General features: G+C 36.4%; 11 protein-coding genes. 10 read left to right on the plus strand and 1 reads right to left on the minus strand.

The genetic code is table 11. The features are described 5' to 3' along the window. Nucleotides 1-90 precede the first annotated feature (90 nt). The 8 genes from HMPREF2715_RS03460 (at nt 91) to tuf (ending at nt 13341) form a co-directional block, all read left to right on the plus strand. Nucleotides 91-699 carry a class I SAM-dependent methyltransferase gene (locus HMPREF2715_RS03460; RefSeq protein ID WP_070581358.1) on the plus strand — a complete coding sequence of 203 codons (609 nt, stop codon included), beginning with the start codon at nt 91-93 and terminating at the stop codon, nt 697-699. Nucleotides 700-904: 205 nt separating this feature from the next. Beyond that, nucleotides 905-4456, plus strand: a complete 3552-nt coding sequence (gene rpoB, locus HMPREF2715_RS03465) for a DNA-directed RNA polymerase subunit beta (protein ID WP_037552082.1) — start codon at nt 905-907, stop codon at nt 4454-4456. Between the two features lie 197 nt (nt 4457-4653). After that, on the plus strand, nt 4654-8247 hold the full coding sequence (gene rpoC, locus HMPREF2715_RS03470) for a DNA-directed RNA polymerase subunit beta' (RefSeq protein WP_176746963.1): 3594 nt from the start codon (nt 4654-4656) through the stop codon (nt 8245-8247). 197 nt (nt 8248-8444) lie between these two features. Beyond that, on the plus strand, nt 8445-8705 hold the full coding sequence (locus HMPREF2715_RS03475) for a ribosomal L7Ae/L30e/S12e/Gadd45 family protein (protein ID WP_070839420.1): 261 nt from the start codon (nt 8445-8447) through the stop codon (nt 8703-8705). An 89-nt stretch (nt 8706-8794) separates the two neighbouring features. Continuing rightward, nucleotides 8795-9208, plus strand: coding sequence for a 30S ribosomal protein S12 (gene rpsL, locus HMPREF2715_RS03480; RefSeq protein WP_070839423.1), 414 nt, complete (start codon nt 8795-8797; stop codon nt 9206-9208). A 70-nt stretch (nt 9209-9278) separates the two neighbouring features. Next, on the plus strand, nt 9279-9749 hold the full coding sequence (gene rpsG, locus HMPREF2715_RS03485) for a 30S ribosomal protein S7 (RefSeq protein ID WP_001137495.1): 471 nt from the start codon (nt 9279-9281) through the stop codon (nt 9747-9749). 121 nt (nt 9750-9870) lie between these two features. Beyond that, on the plus strand, nt 9871-11952 hold the full coding sequence (fusA, locus tag HMPREF2715_RS03490) for an elongation factor G (protein ID WP_049396704.1): 2082 nt from the start codon (nt 9871-9873) through the stop codon (nt 11950-11952). A 204-nt stretch (nt 11953-12156) separates the two neighbouring features. Next, complete coding sequence (gene tuf / locus HMPREF2715_RS03495; protein ID WP_037552072.1) at nt 12157-13341, plus strand: elongation factor Tu; 1185 nt, start codon at nt 12157-12159, stop codon at nt 13339-13341. Nucleotides 13342-13548: 207 nt separating this feature from the next. Here the strand turns inward: tuf and HMPREF2715_RS03500 are convergent, their stop codons facing one another. After that, nucleotides 13549-14715: a M20 family metallopeptidase gene (locus HMPREF2715_RS03500; RefSeq protein ID WP_070839426.1), complete on the minus strand. Its 1167-nt coding sequence runs from the start codon at nt 14713-14715 to the stop codon at nt 13549-13551. A 234-nt stretch (nt 14716-14949) separates the two neighbouring features. Here HMPREF2715_RS03500 and HMPREF2715_RS03505 point away from each other — a divergent pair, with 234 nt between their 5' ends. Together HMPREF2715_RS03505 and HMPREF2715_RS03510 are read left to right on the plus strand one after the other, a co-directional pair. Next, a complete protein-coding gene (locus tag HMPREF2715_RS03505; protein WP_053022462.1) occupies nt 14950-16140 on the plus strand; it encodes a glycine C-acetyltransferase in 1191 nt (396 codons plus the stop codon). A gap of 212 nt (nt 16141-16352) precedes the next feature. Continuing rightward, nucleotides 16353-16859 (plus strand): GNAT family N-acetyltransferase, encoded by a 507-nt coding sequence (locus tag HMPREF2715_RS03510; protein ID WP_053022463.1) that lies wholly within the window; start codon nt 16353-16355, stop codon nt 16857-16859.

The following is a 16859-nucleotide window of genomic DNA, read 5'->3' on the forward strand; positions in this document are numbered from 1 at the left end:
GAGAAATTAAAACCCCGTTATCACGATAACGGGGTTTTTACTTCATTTTCTAGTAAAATAAAGATGAACAATGAAAAAAGAGGTGACGTTATGGGACACTATTATGATGAAAATCCAAATGTACAAAGTGATGAAAGAGTCATTCAATATCATTATCATTCCCATCAATTAAATTTAACTACAGATGCAGGTGTGTTCTCAAAAGCACAAGTAGATTTTGGATCAGATACGTTAGTACAAACATTTTTAAACGAGCATCCTCCTGGACCAAGTAAGACGATTGCTGATGTCGGATGCGGGTATGGTCCGATAGGATTAATGATTGCAAAAGTTTCGCCACATCATCAAATTACTATGGTTGATGTGAATCATCGTGCGTTAAATCTTGCTGAAAAGAATAAAAAAGCAAATCAAATTGATAACGTCATTATCAAAGAAAGTGATGGTTTATCACAACTAAAGGATAGTCATTTTGATTATGTACTAACCAATCCTCCCATTAGAGCAGGCAAAGAAGTTGTTCATCGTATTTTTGAAGAAGCATATCAACAGTTAAATTCACAAGGTGAGTTGTACGTTGTGATTCAAAAGAAACAAGGTATGCCTTCTGCTAAAAAGAAAATGGAAGAAATTTTCAATAATGTCGAAGTTGTTAACAAGAATAAAGGATACTATATATTGAAAAGCCGAAAAGGTTGATTTCAAAGTCGTATTCTGATATAGTTATAAAATGTAAAAATTTATGTTCAATAAGTGTGTACTTTTACGCGAAAAGAGTACGATAAACAAGAATAAATGTAGAATCGAAAATGGTGTCATCAACTGTGTTGCCGTTTTCTTTTTGTCTTGTTATACGATTTTACGCGTATTGGTTCATCACACAATATTTGAGGGGTGAATCTGTTTGGCAGGTCAAGTTGTCCAATATGGAAGACATCGTAAACGTAGAAATTATGCGAGAATTTCAGAAGTATTAGAATTACCAAACTTAATAGAAATTCAAACTAAATCTTACGACTGGTTCCTAAAAGAAGGTTTATTAGAAATGTTCCGTGATATTTCTCCAATTGAAGATTTCACAGGTAACCTTTCTTTAGAGTTTGTAGATTATCGATTAGGTGAACCAAAATATGATTTAGAAGAATCAAAAAACCGTGACGCTACTTATGCTGCACCTCTTCGTGTTAAAGTACGTCTAATAATCAAAGAAACTGGCGAAGTTAAAGAACAAGAAGTATTTATGGGTGACTTCCCATTAATGACAGATACAGGCACATTCGTAATCAATGGTGCAGAACGTGTAATCGTGTCTCAATTAGTACGTTCACCATCCGTTTATTTCAATGAAAAAATTGACAAAAACGGTCGTGAAAACTATGATGCGACAATTATCCCTAACCGTGGTGCATGGTTAGAATATGAAACAGATGCTAAAGATGTAGTTTATGTACGTATTGATAGAACGCGTAAATTACCATTAACAGTATTATTACGTGCTTTAGGCTTCTCAAATGATCAAGAAATTATTGATTTATTAGGAGACAGTGAATATTTACGTAATACGCTTGAAAAAGATGGCACTGAAAATACTGAGCAAGCATTATTAGAAATATACGAACGTTTACGTCCTGGTGAACCACCAACAGTTGAAAATGCGAAAAGTTTACTTTATTCACGCTTTTTCGACCCTAAACGTTATGATTTAGCAAGTGTTGGTCGTTACAAAGCTAATAAAAAATTACACTTAAAACACCGCTTATTTAACCAAAAATTAGCAGAACCAATCGTTAATAGCGAAACTGGTGAAATTGTTGCCGAAGAAGGTACAGTTTTAGACCGTCGTAAATTAGACGAAATTATGGAAGTTTTAGAAACAAATGCTAATAGTGAAGTGTTTGAATTAGAAGGTACAGTTATTGATGAACCTGTTGAGATTCAATCAATCAAAGTTTACGTACCAAATGATGAAGAAGGTCGTACGACTACTGTAATTGGTAATGCATTACCAGATTCAGAAGTTAAATGTATTACACCAGCAGATATTATTGCTTCAATGAGTTATTTCTTTAACTTGTTAAATGGCATTGGTTATACAGATGATATTGACCACTTAGGAAACCGTCGTTTACGTTCAGTTGGTGAATTATTACAAAACCAATTCCGTATCGGCTTATCAAGAATGGAACGAGTTGTACGTGAAAGAATGTCAATTCAAGACACAGACTCTATCACACCACAACAATTAATTAATATCCGTCCAGTTATTGCGTCAATTAAAGAGTTCTTCGGTAGCTCTCAATTATCACAATTCATGGACCAAGCCAATCCATTAGCTGAGTTAACGCATAAACGTCGTCTTTCTGCATTAGGACCTGGTGGTTTAACACGTGAACGTGCTCAAATGGAAGTACGTGACGTTCACTACTCTCACTATGGTCGTATGTGTCCAATCGAGACTCCAGAGGGACCAAACATTGGTTTGATTAACTCATTATCAAGTTATGCACGTGTGAATGAATTTGGTTTCATTGAAACACCATATCGTAAAGTAGACTTAGACACTAACTCTATTACAGATCAAATCGACTATTTAACAGCTGATGAAGAAGATAGCTATGTAGTTGCTCAAGCGAACTCTCGCTTAGATGAAAATGGTCGTTTCTTAGATGATGAAGTCGTATGTCGTTTCCGTGGTAATAACACAGTTATGGCTAAAGAGAAAATGGACTACATGGACGTATCTCCTAAACAAGTAGTTTCAGCTGCGACAGCATGTATTCCTTTCCTTGAAAATGATGACTCTAACCGTGCATTAATGGGTGCAAACATGCAACGTCAAGCAGTACCATTGATGAACACAGAAGCACCATTTGTTGGTACAGGTATGGAACATGTTGCTGCACGTGATTCAGGCGCTGCAATTACAGCTAAATATAGAGGTCGCGTTGAACATGTTGAATCTAAAGAAATCTTAGTTCGTCGTTTAGTAGAAGAAAACGGTACTGAACATGAAGGTGAATTAGATCGTTATCCATTAGCTAAATTCAAACGTTCAAACACTGGTACTTGTTACAACCAACGTCCAATTGTTTCAGTTGGCGATGTCGTTGAATATAATGAAATTTTAGCTGACGGACCATCAATGGAATTAGGTGAAATGGCATTAGGTCGTAACGTTGTCGTTGGTTTCATGACTTGGGACGGTTACAACTATGAGGATGCTGTTATTATGAGTGAACGTCTAGTTAAAGATGACGTTTATACTTCAATTCATATTGAAGAGTATGAATCAGAAGCCCGTGATACTAAACTAGGACCTGAAGAAATCACTCGTGATATTCCAAATGTTTCAGAAAATGCACTTAAAAACTTAGATGATCGTGGTATTGTCTACGTTGGTGCTGAAGTTAAAGACGGTGACATCTTAGTAGGTAAAGTAACGCCTAAAGGTGTGACTGAATTAACAGCTGAAGAAAGATTATTACACGCTATCTTCGGTGAAAAAGCACGTGAAGTACGTGATACATCATTACGTGTACCTCACGGAGCTGGTGGTATCGTTCTAGATGTTAAAGTGTTTAACCGTGAAGAAGGCGATGATACTTTATCTCCAGGCGTTAACCAATTAGTACGTGTATACATCGTACAAAAACGTAAAATCCATGTTGGGGACAAAATGTGTGGTCGTCATGGTAACAAAGGGGTTATCTCTAAGATTGTACCTGAAGAAGATATGCCTTACTTACCAGATGGACGTCCAATTGATATCATGTTAAACCCACTTGGTGTACCATCTCGTATGAACATCGGACAAGTATTAGAATTACACTTAGGTATGGCTGCTAAAAACTTAGGCATCCATGTTGCATCTCCAGTATTCGATGGTGCGAACGATGATGATGTATGGTCAACAATCGAAGAAGCAGGTATGGCTCGTGACGGTAAAACAGTCTTATACGATGGTAGAACTGGTGAACCATTCGATAATCGTATTTCTGTTGGTGTTATGTACATGCTTAAACTTGCACACATGGTTGACGATAAATTACACGCTCGTTCAACTGGTCCATATTCACTAGTTACACAACAACCACTTGGTGGTAAAGCACAATTCGGTGGACAACGTTTCGGTGAGATGGAGGTATGGGCATTAGAAGCATATGGTGCTGCTTACACATTACAAGAAATCTTAACTTACAAATCTGACGATACAGTAGGACGTGTTAAAACTTACGAAGCTATCGTTAAAGGTGAAAACATCTCTAGACCAAGTGTTCCAGAATCATTCCGCGTATTGATGAAAGAATTACAAAGTTTAGGTTTAGATGTCAAAGTTATGGATGAACAAGATAATGAAATCGAAATGGCTGATGTTGATGATGAAGATGCAACTGAGCGCAAAGTAGATTTACAACAAAAAGATGTTCCTGAAACTCAAAAAGAAACTACTGACTAATTAGAATTTGAAGTTATAAAAGGTAAGGGATTAGAAACTCAGTTCGATTTCAACTTAAAATAAGCTAATCGTGCTGATTTCTTCCCTACAATCATATGACTTGTTTTAGTTTCAATAGATGTAAATCAATCAAATAGCACAGCTAATCTAAATTGAAGGAGGTAGGCTCCTTGATTGATGTAAATAATTTCCATTATATGAAAATCGGTTTAGCCTCACCTGAAAAAATCCGTTCATGGTCATACGGTGAAGTAAAAAAACCAGAAACAATCAACTATCGTACATTGAAACCAGAAAAAGATGGTCTTTTCTGTGAAAGAATTTTTGGACCTACAAAAGACTGGGAATGTAGTTGTGGTAAGTACAAACGTGTACGCTACAAAGGCATGGTTTGTGACAGATGTGGTGTAGAAGTAACTAAATCTAAAGTACGTCGTGAAAGAATGGGACACATTGAATTAGCTGCTCCAGTTTCACATATTTGGTATTTCAAAGGTATTCCAAGTCGTATGGGTCTTTTATTAGACATGTCTCCTAGAGCATTAGAAGAAGTTATTTATTTCGCTTCATATGTTGTAGTAGATCCAGGCCCAACAGGCTTAGAGAAAAAATCATTATTATCTGAAGCTGAATTCAGAGAATATTATGATAAATACCCAGGTCAATTTGTAGCTAAAATGGGTGCTGAAGGTATTAAAGACCTATTAGAAGAAATTAACTTAGACGAAGAATTAAAATCATTACGTGACGAATTAGAATCTGCAACTGGTCAAAGATTGACACGTGCGATTAAACGTTTAGAAGTTGTTGAATCATTCAGAAACTCTGGTAATAATCCAGCGTGGATGATTTTAGACGTACTTCCAATTATTCCACCTGAAATCCGTCCAATGGTTCAGTTAGATGGTGGACGTTTCGCAACAAGTGATTTAAATGATTTATACCGTCGTGTTATTAACCGTAATAATCGTTTAAAACGTTTATTAGACTTAGGTGCTCCTGGCATCATCGTTCAAAACGAAAAACGTATGTTGCAAGAAGCAGTTGATGCTTTAATTGATAACGGTCGTCGTGGTCGTCCAGTTACTGGTCCAGGTAACAGACCATTGAAATCACTTTCACATATGTTGAAAGGTAAACAAGGTCGTTTCCGTCAAAACTTACTTGGTAAACGCGTTGACTATTCAGGTCGTTCAGTTATCGCTGTTGGTCCAAGCTTAAAAATGTATCAATGTGGATTACCTAAAGAAATGGCGCTTGAATTGTTCAAGCCATTCGTAATGAAGGAATTAGTTCAACGTGAAATTGCTACTAACATCAAAAATGCTAAAAGTAAAATTGAGCGTATGGACGATGAAGTATGGGACGTATTGGAAGATGTAATTAGAGAACACCCTGTATTACTTAACCGTGCACCTACACTTCACAGATTAGGTATCCAAGCATTCGAACCTACATTAGTTGAAGGTCGTGCTATCCGTCTACACCCACTTGTAACAACAGCTTACAACGCGGACTTTGACGGTGACCAAATGGCCGTTCATGTTCCTTTATCTAAAGAAGCACAAGCTGAAGCACGTATGTTAATGTTAGCTGCTCAAAACATCTTGAACCCTAAAGATGGTAAACCTGTCGTAACACCATCACAAGATATGGTATTAGGTAACTATTACTTAACATTAGAACGTAAAGATGCAGTGAACACTGGTACTATCTTTAATGATACAAACGAAGTGCTTAAAGCTTATGCAAATGGCTATGTTCATTTACACACTCGTATTGGTGTACATGCGAAATCATTTAACAACCCTACATTCACAGAAGCTCAAAACAACAAAATTTTAGCTACTTCAGTAGGTAAAATAATTTTCAATGAAATCATTCCTGATTCATTCGCATTCATCAATGAACCTAGTCAAACAAATCTTGAAGGTAAAACACCTGACAAATACTTTATTGATCCAACTCAATTAGGTGAAGGTGGACTTAAAGCATACTTTGAAGAACAAGAACTTATTGAACCGTTCAATAAAAAATTCTTAGGTAATATTATTGCCGAAGTGTTCAATAGATTCAGTATCACTGATACATCTATGATGCTTGATCGTATGAAAGATTTAGGTTTCAAATTCTCATCTAAAGCTGGAATCACTGTTGGTGTAGCAGATATTGTTGTACTTCCAGATAAACAAGACATTTTAGATGAGCACGAAAAATTAGTAGAACGTGTATCTAAACAATTTAATCGTGGTTTAATTACTGAAGATGAACGTTATAATGCCGTTGTTGAAATTTGGACAGATGCCAAAGATCAAATTCAAGGCGAATTAATGCAATCTCTTGAGAAAACAAACCCAATCTTCATGATGAGTGATTCTGGTGCACGTGGTAACGCATCTAACTTTACACAATTAGCTGGTATGCGTGGTTTAATGGCCGCACCATCAGGTAAAATTATTGAGTTACCAATCACATCTTCATTCCGTGAAGGTTTAACAGTGTTAGAATACTTCATCTCTACACACGGTGCGCGTAAAGGTCTTGCCGATACAGCCCTTAAAACAGCTGACTCTGGTTATCTTACTCGTCGTCTTGTTGACGTTGCTCAAGACGTTATTGTTCGTGAAGAAGACTGTGGCACAGACCGCGGCTTACTAGTTTCTGATATCAAAGAAGGTACAGAAATGATCGAACCATTCATCGAACGTATTGAAGGACGTTATTCTAAAGAAACAATTCGTCATCCTGAAACTGATGAAATCATCATCCGTCCAGACGAATTAATCACTGCTGAAATCGCTAAGAAAATCACTGATGCCGGTATTGAACAAATGTACATCCGCTCAGCATTTACATGTAACACACGTCACGGTGTATGTGAAAAATGTTACGGTAAGAACCTTGCTACTGGTGAAAAAGTTGAAGTGGGTGAAGCAGTTGGTACAATCGCTGCCCAATCAATCGGTGAACCTGGTACCCAACTTACAATGCGTACATTCCATACAGGTGGTGTAGCAGGTAGCGATATCACTCAAGGTCTTCCACGTATCCAAGAGATCTTCGAAGCACGTAATCCAAAAGGTCAAGCTGTGATTACTGAAATTGAAGGTGTCGTTGAAGATATTAAATTAGCAAAAGATCGCCAACAAGAAATTGTTGTTAAAGGTGCTAATGAAACAAGATCTTACTTAGCTTCAGGTACTTCTAGATTAAAAGTAGAAGTCGGTCAATCAGTTGAACGTGGTGAAGTATTAACTGAAGGTTCAATCGAACCTAAGAACTTCCTAGCTGTTGCTGGTTTAAATGCGACTGAAAGCTACTTACTTAAAGAAGTTCAAAAAGTTTATCGTATGCAAGGTGTAGAAATTGACGACAAACACGTTGAAGTAATGGTAAGACAAATGTTACGTAAAGTTAGAATCATCGAAGCTGGTGATACTAAGTTATTACCTGGTTCATTGGTTGACATTCATAGCTTCACAGATGCAAACAGAGAAGCGTTTAAAGAACGTAAACGTCCAGCAACTGCTAAACCAGTATTGCTTGGTATTACAAAAGCTTCTCTTGAAACTGAAAGCTTCTTATCAGCAGCATCATTCCAAGAAACAACTCGTGTACTAACAGATGCAGCAATCAAAGGTAAACGCGACGACTTACTTGGACTTAAAGAAAACGTTATTATTGGTAAGTTAATTCCAGCTGGTACTGGTATGAGACGTTATAGTGACGTTAAATATGATAAAGCTGAAACACTAGTTACTGAAACTGAAGAAGCAGAAATCATTGAATAATAAATGAAATAACACTGAATTCATATTCATTTCAATATCTACGAGACGGGACTTATCAATCTTTTAAGACGATAGTCTCGCTCTCGTTCTCTATTTTTTATAATTAGTAAAAAGTTTGCAAAATATGTTGACTTAATGCTGATTTAAGTGTTATTATTGTAAAGGTTGATGCAAGCAGAACTTTGGAGGATATTTTAATGTCTAATGAAAAAGTTGCACGCTTTAACAAACAACACTATGTAGTTGGTCTTAAAGAAACGCTTAAAGCGTTAAATAGAGATCAAGTTGCATCTTTGATTATTGCTCAAGACGTTGAGGTACATTTGTTAGCTCACGTATTTAGTTTAATCAATCATAAAAATATACCTATTACTTATTTTCAAAGTAAGCATGCTTTAGGAAGTTATGTAGGTATTAACGTTAATGCGACAATTGTTGCGTTATTGAATGAGAATTAGTAAGTATATTGCTTACTAAATTTTATTTAACCTAAAAATGAACCACCTGGATGTGTGGAATTAAAAAGTGAAGAGAGGAGGACATTTCAATGCCAACTATTAACCAATTAGTACGTAAACCTAGACAAAGCAAATCTAAACAATCAGATTCACCAGCTTTAAACAGAGGTTTTAATAGTAAAAAGAAACAATTTACTAACTTAAATTCACCTCAAAAACGTGGTGTTTGTACTCGTGTAGGTACTATGACACCTAAAAAACCTAACTCAGCGTTACGTAAATATGCACGTGTGCGTTTATCAAACAATATTGAAATCAATGCATACATCCCTGGTATCGGTCATAACTTACAAGAACACAGTGTAGTACTTGTACGTGGTGGACGTGTAAAAGACTTACCTGGTGTGCGTTACCATATCGTACGTGGTGCACTTGATACTTCAGGTGTTGACGGACGTAGACAAGGCCGTTCATTATACGGAACTAAAAAACCTAAAAATTAAGTTTAAGATTGTGTAAATTTTAATTTCAATTTTTAATAATATACTATAATAGGAAGGGAGGATTTTAATTATGCCTCGTAAAGGATCAGTACCTAAAAGAGACGTATTACCAGATCCAATTCATAACTCTAAATTAGTTACAAAATTGATCAACAAAATTATGTTAGATGGTAAACGCGGAACAGCACAAAGAATTCTTTATTCAGCATTTGACCTTGTAGAACAACGCAGTGGTCGTGATGCTTTAGAAGTATTTGAAGAAGCAATTAATAACATTATGCCAGTATTAGAAGTAAAAGCTCGTCGTGTGGGTGGTTCAAACTACCAAGTACCAGTTGAAGTTCGCCCAGAACGTCGTACTACACTAGGGTTACGTTGGTTAGTTAACTACGCTCGTCTTCGTGGTGAAAAAACTATGGAAGATCGTTTAGCTAACGAAATCTTAGATGCTGCTAATAATACAGGTGGTGCCGTTAAGAAACGTGAGGACACTCACAAAATGGCAGAAGCGAACAAAGCATTCGCTCACTACCGTTGGTAAGATTAAAGCTTTAACCCTGAGTGTGTTCCGTCACATTGGTTTACCTAATAAGATGGCTCATGCTTAGGGCATCGCCATATTCAATAGTACTTATTCAGTAATTACTGGAAGGAGAAAAACAATGGCTAGAGACTTTTCTTTGAAAAACACTCGTAACATCGGTATCATGGCTCACATTGATGCTGGTAAAACAACTACGACTGAACGTATTCTTTACTATACAGGTCGTATCCACAAAATTGGTGAAACACACGAAGGTGCTTCACAAATGGACTGGATGGAACAAGAACAAGACCGTGGTATTACAATCACATCAGCTGCTACAACAGCTCAATGGGATGGCCACCGTGTAAACATTATCGATACTCCAGGACACGTAGACTTCACTGTTGAGGTTGAACGTTCTTTACGTGTACTTGATGGTGCGGTTACTGTACTTGATGCTCAATCAGGTGTAGAACCTCAAACTGAAACAGTTTGGCGTCAAGCTACAACTTATGGTGTACCTCGTATCGTATTCGTAAACAAAATGGATAAATTAGGCGCTAACTTCGACTATTCTGTAAGTACATTACATGATCGTTTAGATGCTAACGCTGCACCTATCCAATTACCAATTGGTGCCGAAGACGAATTTGAAGCTATCATCGACTTAGTAGAAATGAAATGCTACAAATATACTAATGACTTAGGTACTGAAATTGAAGAAATTGAAATTCCTGAAGATCACAAAGAAAGAGCAGAAGAAGCTCGTTCTAATTTAATCGAAGCAGTTGCAGAAACTAACGATGAATTAATGGAAAAATATCTTGGTGATGAAGAAATTTCAGTAGCAGAATTAAAAGATGCAATTCGTCAAGCAACTACTGACGTAGAATTCTACCCAGTACTTTGCGGTACAGCATTCAAAAACAAAGGTGTTCAATTAATGCTTAACGCAGTAATTGACTACTTACCATCACCTTTAGATGTTAAACCAATCGTAGGCCATCGTGCTGAAAATCCTGAAGAAGAAGTAATTGCTAAACCAGACGATTCAGCTGAATTTGCTGCATTAGCATTCAAAGTTATGACTGACCCTTACGTTGGTAAATTAACTTTCTTCCGTGTATATTCAGGTACTTTAACATCAGGTTCTTACATTAAGAACTCAACTAAAGACAAACGTGAACGTGTAGGTCGTTTATTACAAATGCATGCTAACTCACGTCAAGAAATCGACACTGTTTACTCAGGCGATATCGCTGCTGCAGTTGGTCTTAAAGATACAGGTACTGGTGACACATTATGTGGTGAAAAGAATGACATTATCTTAGAATCAATGGAATTCCCTGAACCAGTTATCCACTTATCAGTAGAACCAAAATCTAAAGCTGACCAAGATAAAATGACTCAAGCTTTAGTTAAATTACAAGAAGAAGACCCTACTTTCCATGCACACACAGATGAAGAAACTGGACAAGTTATCATCGGTGGTATGGGTGAGTTACACTTAGACATCTTAGTTGACCGTATGAAGAAAGAATTCAACGTTGAATGTAATGTAGGTGCGCCAATGGTTTCATATCGTGAAACATTCAAGCAATCTGCACAAGTTCAAGGTAAATTCTCTCGTCAATCTGGTGGTCGTGGTCAATACGGTGATGTTCACATTGAATTCACACCAAACGAAACTGGCGCAGGTTTCGAATTCGAAAACGCTATCGTTGGTGGTGTAGTTCCTCGTGAATACATTCCATCAGTTGAAGCTGGTCTTAAAGATGCTATGGAAAACGGTGTATTAGCTGGTTATCCATTAATCGATGTTAAAGCTAAATTATTTGATGGTTCATACCATGATGTCGATTCATCTGAAATGGCCTTCAAAATTGCTGCATCATTAGCGCTTAAAGAAGCTGCTAAAAAATGTGATCCAGTTATCTTAGAACCAATGATGAAAGTAACAATCGAAATGCCTGAAGAATACATGGGCGATATCATGGGTGACGTAACAGCTCGTCGTGGACGTGTTGATGGTATGGAACCTCGTGGTAATGCACAAGTTGTTAACGCTTATGTACCACTTTCAGAAATGTTCGGTTACGCAACTTCATTACGTTCTAACACTCAAGGTCGCGGTACTTACACTATGTACTTCGATCACTATGCAGAAGTTCCAAAATCAATTGCTGATGATATCATCAAAAAAAATAAAGGTGAATAATTAAACTTGTTTTAGCTAGAATTTCTAGGTAAAATACAGCGTAAGCTTATTAATTAAGTGAACATCTTTATGAATTGATTTTTTACTGAAAATGCATTATAAATGAATTATGAATTCTAACAATCATTATGTCTCATGATGGTGAGAAACTATCATGAGAGATAATATTGAAATAACTTTTACTAGAATAGGAGAGATTTAATAATGGCAAAAGAAAAATTTGATCGCTCAAAAGAACATGCCAATATTGGTACTATCGGTCACGTTGACCATGGTAAAACTACTTTAACAGCTGCTATCGCAACTGTATTAGCTAAAAATGGTGACACTGTAGCACAATCATATGACATGATTGACAACGCTCCAGAAGAAAAAGAACGTGGTATCACAATCAATACTGCACACATCGAGTATCAAACTGACAAACGTCACTATGCTCACGTTGACTGCCCAGGACACGCTGACTATGTTAAAAACATGATCACTGGTGCTGCTCAAATGGACGGCGGTATCTTAGTAGTATCTGCTGCTGACGGTCCAATGCCACAAACTCGTGAACACATTCTTTTATCACGTAACGTTGGTGTGCCTGCATTAGTAGTATTCTTAAACAAAGTTGACATGGTTGACGATGAAGAATTATTAGAATTAGTTGAAATGGAAGTACGTGACTTATTATCTGAATACGACTTCCCAGGTGACGATGTACCTGTAATCGCTGGTTCAGCATTAAAAGCTTTAGAAGGCGATGCTCAATACGAAGAAAAAATCTTAGAATTAATGCAAGCAGTTGATGATTACATTCCAACTCCAGAACGTGATTCTGACAAACCATTCATGATGCCAGTTGAGGACGTATTCTCAATCACTGGTCGTGGTACTGTTGCTACAGGCCGTGTTGAACGTGGTCAAATTAAAGTTGGTGAAGAAGTTGAAATCATTGGTATCCATGACACTTCTAAAACAACTGTTACTGGTGTAGAAATGTTCCGTAAATTATTAGACTACGCTGAAGCTGGTGACAACATCGGTGCATTATTACGTGGTGTTGCTCGTGAAGACGTACAACGTGGTCAAGTATTAGCTGCTCCAGGTTCAATCACACCTCACACAAAATTCAAAGCAGACGTATACGTTTTATCTAAAGACGAAGGTGGACGTCACACTCCATTCTTCACAAACTATCGTCCACAATTCTATTTCCGTACTACTGACGTAACTGGTGTTGTTAACTTACCAGAAGGTACAGAAATGGTTATGCCTGGCGACAACGTTGAAATGACAGTAGAATTAATCGCTCCTATCGCGATTGAAGACGGTACTCGTTTCTCAATCCGTGAAGGTGGACGTACTGTAGGATCAGGCGTTGTAACTGAAATCTTCGAATAATTATAATTATTCCTTATTTCTAAATGAGACTCCCTATTGGGAGTCTTTTTTTATTTTTGTAAATGTCATATTTACATTTTAATCTCATTTCTAGTTTTCAGATTATGCTTTTTCAATCTCATTTTTAATAATAATAAAAAATGCCTATGATTAACTCAATATAAAAGTAATCATAGACATACAGAATCTAAATAAATTTATTCAATTTTAAAATACTTGTTCAATTTCTAAAATTTTTAAAAACTCACTAGCTGCATACTTAAATGCAGACTCATCGATGTCAAAGTGAGGGTTATGATGTGGCGCTGTTATGCCTTTGTCTGGATTACCACAGCCAGTTAAGAAAAAAGCACCTGGACGTACTTTTAAATAGTGAGAGAAATCCTCACCAATCATCATTAATTCAGATTCATTAAAACGTAAATGTAAATCATTCGCTGCTTGTTTAACAACTTCATATGCATTTAGATGATTATGTACAGGTAAATAACCACGAATGTATTCCAAGTCATAAGTTATGTCGTTTGCTAACGCAAGTCCTTGTAATAACTTATCCATTTTATTGTGTATATGAGTTTGAAGTTCTGTGTCGAATGTTCGCACAGTTCCTTTACAAAAGGCACTATCAGGAATAACACTATCCGATGATCCTGCTTGAATCATTCCGAATGTGAGCACGGCTTCTTTTACAGGATCAATTGTTCTAGAGATGATCTTTTGCGCACTTAGGATAAACTCTGCCATGATGACGATAGGGTCAATGGTTTCATGTGGCTTAGCACCATGTCCACCTTTACCATTAATTGTAACTGAGAACTCATCTGGTGATGCCATAATAGCACCAGGTCTTGAATATATTGTACCAGTACGATAACCACTCCATAAATGTGTACCATAAATTTTGTCTACACCATTTAAGCAACCATCATCAATCATTTCTTGAGAACCACCAGGCATAATTTCCTCACCATATTGGAAGATAAAGACCACATTTCCTTTTAATAAATGACGGTGTTCATGCACAATTTCAGCGACACCCAATAGGATTGCTGTATGTCCGTCATGACCACATGCATGCATTAATCCATCATTTTTAGATTTATAGGGTACATCGTTAAGTTCTTGTACCGGCAAAGCATCAAAGTCAGCGCGAAAGGCCACAGTAGGGCCATCTTCTTTTCCTTTAAACGTTGCTTTAATACCATTACGCCCAATAGGTGATTCGATCTCGCAATCAAGATGACTGAGCTGATTTAGAATATAATTATGCGTCCAAGTTTCCTCGAAAGAAGGTTCAGGATATTGATGCATATATCGGCGCATCTGTATCATTCTATTTTCCTTATTACTGGCTAATTGAAACCAATCTAACACATTAACCACTTCTTCCTAATTATTATGAATTTTAGTATATCAAATTCTAATACAACTCAATAGTTTAATTATTTATTTTTTGAAAAATGAAGTGAAAATTACATGTTGTATGAACAATTGTACATGAGGTGAAGAATATGCAATATATTGAATTTATTGGAATGATAGTGCTTTCATGTTGAAGGAAAATCAGTTATGATTATGTTGATATAAAAATACAAAGGGGATATGAATATGGTTCAATCACTACACAATTTCTTAGAAGAAAATATTCAATATTTAAAAGATAATGGGTTATATAACGAAATCGATTCTATCGAAGGTGCTAATGGTCCAGAAATCACAATCAATGGGAAACAATATATTAACTTATCATCAAACAACTACTTAGGACTAGCAACTAATGAAGATTTAAAATCTGCTGCTAAACATGCTATCGATTCACACGGTGTTGGTGCTGGTGCCGTACGTTCAATCAACGGTACATTAGACCTACACGATGAATTAGAAGAGACTTTAGCTAAATTCAAAGGTACTGAAGCAGCTATCGCTTATCAATCAGGTTTCAACTGTAACATGGCAGCTATTTCAGCAGTAATGAACAAAAACGATGCGATTCTTTCAGATGAATTAAACCATGCTTCAATTATTGATGGTTGTCGTCTATCTAAAGCTAAAATCATCCGTGTTAACCACTCTGATATGGATGACTTAAGAGCTAAAGCAAAAGAAGCTGTAGAATCTGGTCAATATAATAAAGTAATGTACATTACTGATGGTGTATTCAGTATGGATGGAGATGTTGCTAAATTACCAGAAATCGTTGAAATTGCTGAAGAATTCGGTTTAATTACTTATGTTGATGATGCACATGGTTCAGGCGTTATGGGTAAAGGTGCAGGTACGGTTAAACATTTTGGCCTACAAGATAAAATTGATTTCCAAATCGGTACACTTTCTAAAGCTATCGGTGTAGTTGGCGGTTACGTAGCAGGAACTAAAGAATTAATTGATTGGTTAAAAGCTCAATCACGTCCATTCTTATTCTCAACTTCTTTAGCACCTGGAGATACAAAAGCAATTACAGAAGCTGTGAAAAAATTAATGGCTTCTACTGAATTACACGATCAATTATGGGATAACGCTAAATATTTAAAAGATGGCTTAGAAAAACTTGGATTCAATACTGGTGAATCAGAAACACCAATTACACCAGTTATTATTGGTGATGAAAAAGAAACTCAAGAATTTAGTAAACGTCTTAAAGATGAAGGCGTGTATGTAAAATCTATCGTATTCCCAACAGTACCTCGTGGTACAGGTCGTGTAAGAAACATGCCTATAGCAGCACATACAAAAGAAATGTTAGATAAAGCAATTGCTGCTTATGAAAAAGTTGGTAAAGAATTAGGTACTATTAAATAAATTAAAATAGAAGATAGAATTTTTAGACTGGGATGATATTCATTGTCCCAGTCTTTTTATTGTGACAAAAAGCTGATTTTGAAATTTATGCTTTGTTTTTATGTGAGGAACAGATTAGTATTTTGGTAAAATTGATTTATAACAAATAATTTTAAAATATGAAATGAGAAACTAAAACAATATAAGCTTATAGTGCAGAAGGAGGGATACTCGTGTTACGTTTAAGACAATTGAGTTATGCAGATAAAGATGCTTTAACGAAGTACCTCCAAGAATGGTATGTGAATGATGAACCAATAGTGCCTTCAAACACAGACATGTCAAGGTATGAATCATTTGAGAGTATGGTAGACCATCTAAATAGTACTGAAGTTGATGACGGCTGGGTACCGACGACAACATTATTTTGTTTCGAGAATGAGGTGATTGTTGGTGCAGTCGATATTCGTCATTACTTGAATCAACGCTTAGTAAATATAGGTGGTCATGTAGGTTACGGAGTGTGTAGGTCACGTAGAGGACAAGGTATTGCTTCGTTGATGCTGAAAGAGGCTAAAGCTTTTCTAAAAGAAATAGGCGTAGATAAAGTGTTAATGACTACAAATCCCAAAAACGTTGCCTCTCAAAAAGTGATCAAACATAGTGGTGGTTATGAAATTGAATCTTACGTTAAAAAGAATGGAAATTTGGTCAGTCGATTTGAAATTCCTAATGAATGA

It is taken from the genome of Staphylococcus sp. HMSC062A01 (genome assembly GCF_001836805.1).
Taxonomy (GTDB): domain Bacteria; phylum Bacillota; class Bacilli; order Staphylococcales; family Staphylococcaceae; genus Staphylococcus; species Staphylococcus haemolyticus.

What these genes read in the sequence shown, in the direction of transcription:
- HMPREF2715_RS03460 (WP_070581358.1), top strand. Translation starts at nt 91, where the DNA reads ATGGGACACTATTATGATGAAAATCCAAATGTACAAAGTGATGAAAGA.
- rpoC (WP_176746963.1), top strand. Translation starts at nt 4,654, where the DNA reads ATGAAAATCGGTTTAGCCTCACCTGAAAAAATCCGTTCATGGTCATAC.
- HMPREF2715_RS03475 (WP_070839420.1), top strand. Translation starts at nt 8,445, where the DNA reads ATGTCTAATGAAAAAGTTGCACGCTTTAACAAACAACACTATGTAGTT.
- rpsL (WP_070839423.1), top strand. Translation starts at nt 8,795, where the DNA reads ATGCCAACTATTAACCAATTAGTACGTAAACCTAGACAAAGCAAATCT.
- rpsG (WP_001137495.1), top strand. Translation starts at nt 9,279, where the DNA reads ATGCCTCGTAAAGGATCAGTACCTAAAAGAGACGTATTACCAGATCCA.
- fusA (WP_049396704.1), top strand. Translation starts at nt 9,871, where the DNA reads ATGGCTAGAGACTTTTCTTTGAAAAACACTCGTAACATCGGTATCATG.
- tuf (WP_037552072.1), top strand. Translation starts at nt 12,157, where the DNA reads ATGGCAAAAGAAAAATTTGATCGCTCAAAAGAACATGCCAATATTGGT.
- HMPREF2715_RS03505 (WP_053022462.1), top strand. Translation starts at nt 14,950, where the DNA reads ATGGTTCAATCACTACACAATTTCTTAGAAGAAAATATTCAATATTTA.